Origin of the sequence: Maribacter sp. (genome assembly GCF_049667165.1) — a bacterium.
GTDB lineage: Bacteria > Bacteroidota > Bacteroidia > Flavobacteriales > Flavobacteriaceae > Maribacter_A.
Genome location: NZ_JBATHS010000324.1, coordinates 1 through 5,238, shown reverse-complemented (window position 1 = coordinate 5,238; position 5,238 = coordinate 1). Strand labels below are relative to the sequence as shown.

The window sequence follows — 5,238 nt, the reverse complement described above, 5'->3', positions numbered from 1 at the left end:
CCATTTTCACAAAATTCCCCAATTTTGGAAGGCTCATCTGGGTCTGGCCAGGCACAACTGGGGCACTCAAAACCCTCTTTTTGGTTCATGTTCGATAACGCCTGTAACGAACGAACGACGCCCATTTCCTTAAAAACATGGGACATGGCTGCTTTGACCCCCGGTAATCCGGCGGCATATTGTGCAGCGGTTTTAAGTTTGATTTTAGTGAAAGTGCCAGGACCGAGTATGGAAACCTTTCTATGTAGCTTATCATCCATAATTAAATATAGTCAAACTAGGATAATAAACGCATTATCAACAACCTCCTTTCGGGTTTGGATATTTGTCCGTTTGATCTTCATGGGTCTGATCCAAGCAGGCAAAATCCTTTTCCAATAATAGATAAAATGTACCACCATTCGCAAGTTTCTCATGATGATCTAAGCCTACCACATCATTGTCGTGCCAATCCTTGGCGAAACTTTCAGGAACATAAAGCGTTATGGCGCTATCTTTGAAATCTACCTGTAGCTTCTCAATTTGCTTCTGTTTTACACCATACCTGAACGTAGTTGAACTAAATTGGGTCGTTTCTTCGATACCTCCTTCTTCACAAAACTTTTTAACGTCGGTGGGTGTCAACCGAAATCGAACTGAATTTTCCTTTATACGTATTTTCATTATTATCTGAATTTTCCCGAAGATAGTAAAATCATAAAAAGTGACCCCAATAAAAGTTGATCAAGATTCAATACTTTTCTGGCACGAAAGTTTGGTACTTCATAGGAGGACGTACATAACTTTCATATTGCGGCAAAGGAGGTAGTTTTATCGGTTTATACTTCATTTTTTCATGAGGAATTTGGCTTAAGATATGGTCAATACAATTAAGCCGCGCTTTTTTCTTATCATCGGAATTCACCACAAACCAAGGTACTTGTTTGGTATCGGTATGTGCGAACATATCGTCTTTGGCCTTAGAATATTCCAACCAACGTGCACGGGATTCCAAATCCATTGGGCTAAATTTCCAGCGCTTCATTGGGTCTTTAATGCGGCTTTTAAAACGCTTTTCTTGCTCTTCGTCACTGACCGAAAACCAGTATTTTAAAAGTATAATACCTGAGCGCACCAACATACGTTCAAATGATGGGCATGAACGTAAAAACTCATCGTACTCCTCATCGGTACAGAAGCCCATTACCTTTTCTACCCCTGCCCTATTATACCAACTACGATCAAAGATCACTATTTCGCCAGCTGCAGGCAAATGTGCCACATACCGCTGAAAATACCACTGCGTTTTTTCTCTTTCCGTTGGCACTCCCAATGCTACTACCCTACACACGCGAGGGTTCAAGGGCTCTGTAATTCTTTTAATGGTACCACCTTTTCCCGAGGCATCCCGGCCTTCAAAAATAATAACCACTTTTAGACCTTGTGTTCGTACCCATTCCTGAAGATGAACTAGATCTTTCTGCAAACAGGCAAGTGCATCCTCATAATTATCCCCATTCTCAGCACATGATTTCCTTTTAGAATCTCCCATAAAACGAATTTAATAAAAAAGGGGCTAGACTATGGCACTTCCCAACCAAAGTGGTCTATTTGATATAAATTTAGTACGCTTCTAAATAACCAGATAAGTTATGAATAAACAAGATCGTGTATATGCCGGCGAAAAACACAAAAAGAAAATTCATAAATGCACCACCTATTTTAAACAATGCCTTTTTGGGTATTTCATACATGGGGTAATAAGCCATTTGTGTGGCGACCTTGCCTACCCAGTATAAGGCAATCAGTCCTGTTAAGCCGACAGCTAATCCTGTTTGGTTTTTTAGGTCCGAAGTGAATAAAATAGTAATTAGGCCAAAACAAAAATTCAATCCTACTATATAGCGCCCATAGGTCTTCGCAATTTCTTGGTTTAGTGGTTTTAATTTTTTTACATCGTTATACCAATCAAACACTTGATGTCGAATATAAGGGTAGACCAAGGCTGTGAATATCTGGCCAATACCTCCTAGGATAATGACCCAATCAGGGATGTTTATTTTCATAGTATAGAACTGCTTACGTGTTTTATTCGATTATATCAAAATACAGCCGAATTTTCATTTAAGAGTGAAATTAACATCAAGAATCTATTTTTCATCTGTTACGACTGTTCTCGATACTATTTTCTATCAAAAATCACTCGAACTGACAGTTAGTTTCTTTTACAGGCGTAATTTAAATTCGTTCAAACTTTTCTCACATATTCCGTCGATATTGTCCCCCTACTTCGAACAAGGCCGAAGTAATCTGTCCCAAGGAACAGAATTTTGTGACCTCCATGAGTTTTTCAAATAGGTTTTCATTATGTATCGCCGCACTTTGCAAATCCTTGATCAGTCCTTCAACCTCAGCCGTATGAGCTTTATGTAGGTTTTCTTTGGTAAAGATCTGAAATTGCTTTTCCTCCTCGGTAGCACGGATTACTTCCGTGGGCATAATGGTGGGCGACCCTTTGGAACTCAAAAAGGTGTTCACCCCAATAATGGGATATTCCCCCGAATGCTTCAAGGTCTCATAGTACAGGCTTTCTTCCTGTATTTTACTACGCTGGTACATGGTTTCCATAGCGCCTAGCACTCCACCACGCTCAGTGATACGGTCAAACTCAAGCAATACGGCCTCCTCGACCAAATCGGTCAATTCTTCAATGATAAAGGCACCTTGGATGGGGTTCTCGTTCTTTGCCAAGCCCAGCTCCTTATTAATGATCAATTGAATGGCCATGGCCCTGCGTACCGATTCCTCAGTAGGGGTGGTTATGGCCTCGTCATAGGCATTGGTGTGTAACGAATTGCAATTATCATAAATGGCATACAGCGCTTGCAGTGTGGTGCGTATGTCGTTAAAGTCGATCTCTTGTGCATGCAAGCTTCTTCCCGAGGTTTGGATATGGTATTTGAGCATCTGTGCCCGCTCGTTGGCGCCGTACTTTACTTTCATCGCCTTGGCCCAAATTTTACGGGCTACGCGGCCGATCACCGCATATTCCGGGTCGATGCCATTGCTGAAAAAAAAGGAAAGGTTTGGGCCAAATTGATTGATGTCCATACCCCGACTCAAATAGTATTCCACATAGGTGAACCCGTTGGAAAGCGTAAATGCCAATTGCGAAATAGGGTTGGCACCGGCTTCGGCTATATGATAGCCCGAAATGGACACGGAATAGAAGTTACGCACCTTCACTTTTATAAAATATTCTTGTACATCGCCCATCAACCGCAAAGCGAATTCGGTGGAAAAGATACAGGTATTCTGTGCTTGGTCTTCCTTCAAAATATCGGCCTGTACCGTACCCCTCACTTGGGAGAGGGTCTTCGTCTTTATCTTTTTATAGATCTCCGATGGAAGCACTTGATCCCCCGTAACACCCAATAACAATAAACCAAGACCGTCATGACCTTCCGGAAGTTTACCATTGTAACGTGGGCGTTCAATACCTTTGTCCTTATAGTACTTTTGAATTTTTGCCTCGACTTCTTTCTCGAGGCTATTTTCCTTGATGTACAGTTCACATTGCTGGTCGATCGCGGCATTCATAAAGAAACCCAATAGCATGGGTGCGGGGCCGTTGATCGTCATACTTACCGAGGTCATGGCATCTGCCAAGTTGAAGCCCGAATACAATTTTTTTGCATCATCCAGACAACAGATGGAAACACCGGCATTACCGATTTTCCCATAAATATCGGGACGCCGATCGGGATCGTTTCCGTAAAGGGTAACACTGTCAAAAGCCGTGGAAAGCCGTTTGGCCGGCAAACCCATACTCACATAGTGAAAACGGCGATTGGTACGCTCGGGTCCACCTTCACCGGCAAACATACGGGCAGGGTCTTCCCCCATTCTTTTAAACGGATACAACCCTGATGTATACGGAAACTCACCGGGAACGTTTTCTTGCAGCATCCATCGCAAGAGGTCACCCCACGCTTGATATTTTGGCAAGGCTACTTTTGGAATGTCGTTCTGTGAAAGCGATTTGGTATGTGTTTCAATCTTTATTTCCTTACCTCTTACCTTAAAGCTAAACATGGGGTCTTTGTATCTTTTGACCTTTTCATCCCAATGCAGTAGCATCTCCCAATGGTAAGGGTCAAAGTCCATTTTTATACGGTCGAATTCCGCAATAAGCCTACTTACAAAGTCTTTATTATCGATGGCTTCCGAACTGACGGATTCCAAAACAATCCCATGTTTATCCAATTTTGGCGTTGTTCCGGTAACAGATTCAATCGTTTTAAAAATGCCATATAACTTTTGCGCCAAGATTACTTGATCATCCACTTTTTGATCGTATGCACGGTTGCTCTCAGTAATTTCCGAAAGGTAACGGATGCGGGCCGGCGGGATCACAAAAATCTTTTCGGATAGTTCCTTTGAAACAGTAAAGCTGGATTTTAAATTGGCACTGGTCTTCGCAACTACTTTGTCCATTACCGCCTTGTAGAGGGTGTTCATCCCCGGGTCATTGAATTGGGAAGCTATGGTGCCAAAAACAGGTAGATCATCCTGATGCGTATCCCACAGATTATGGTTGCGTAGGTATTGTTTTTTTACATCACGAAGTGCATCAAGAGCGCCGCGTTTATCGAATTTGTTGATGGCCACGAGGTCGGCAAAATCGAGCATATCGATCTTTTCAAGTTGGGTAGCAGCCCCAAATTCAGGGGTCATTACATAGAGGGATACATCGCTATGTTCCACAATCTCGGTATCGGACTGCCCTATACCAGAAGTTTCGAGGATGATAAGGTCGTACTCGGCCGCCTTTAGTACATCCACCGCTTCCTGTATGTGTTTTGATAATGCCAAATTGCTTTGACGGGTTGCCAAGCTACGCATATATACCCGAGGGTTGTTGATGGCGTTCATACGGATCCGGTCCCCAAGAAGTGCACCCCCTGTTTTTCGTTTGGATGGGTCCACTGAGACGATAGCAAGGGTATTTTTGGGAAAATCGATTAAAAAACGGCGCACCAACTCATCGACCAAAGAGGATTTCCCGGCACCGCCAGTTCCTGTGATACCCAAAACAGGAGTAGTCCCCTTTCCCGTTTCTCCCAATTGGTTGAAAGCTTTTTCAAACTCATCGTGTCTGTTTTCGGCTAAACTGATCAGTCTTGCTATGGTTTGAACGTCTTTTTTATGGAGTAACTCTTTAATTCCGGTTTCTTTTGGAAGGGCTAAAGGTGGGTT

The 5,238-nt window shown here is 42.8% G+C and carries 4 protein-coding genes and 1 pseudogene; all 5 read right to left on the bottom strand.

Annotated features, from left to right (window positions below):
- Positions 1 to 260: pseudogene (locus WBM98_RS15025) on the bottom strand (hypothetical protein); the annotation flags it as partial.
- A 37-nt stretch (positions 261 to 297) separates the two neighbouring features.
- The gene (locus WBM98_RS15020) at positions 298 to 663 is read right to left on the bottom strand and encodes a DUF7009 family protein (RefSeq protein ID WP_424366843.1); all 366 of its coding nucleotides are present in this window, start codon (positions 661 to 663) and stop codon (positions 298 to 300) included.
- Positions 664 to 730: 67 nt separating this feature from the next.
- Entirely contained in the window at positions 731 to 1,531 is an 801-nt protein-coding gene (gene ppk2, locus WBM98_RS15015; protein WP_424366842.1) for a polyphosphate kinase 2, read from the bottom strand.
- 70 nt (positions 1,532 to 1,601) lie between these two features.
- A complete protein-coding gene (locus WBM98_RS15010) occupies positions 1,602 to 2,045 on the bottom strand; it encodes a hypothetical protein (RefSeq protein ID WP_424366841.1) in 444 nt (147 codons plus the stop codon).
- 193 nt (positions 2,046 to 2,238) lie between these two features.
- On the bottom strand, positions 2,239 to 5,238 hold a 3,000-nt coding region (locus WBM98_RS15005), incomplete at its 5' end, for a methylmalonyl-CoA mutase family protein (RefSeq protein WP_424366840.1).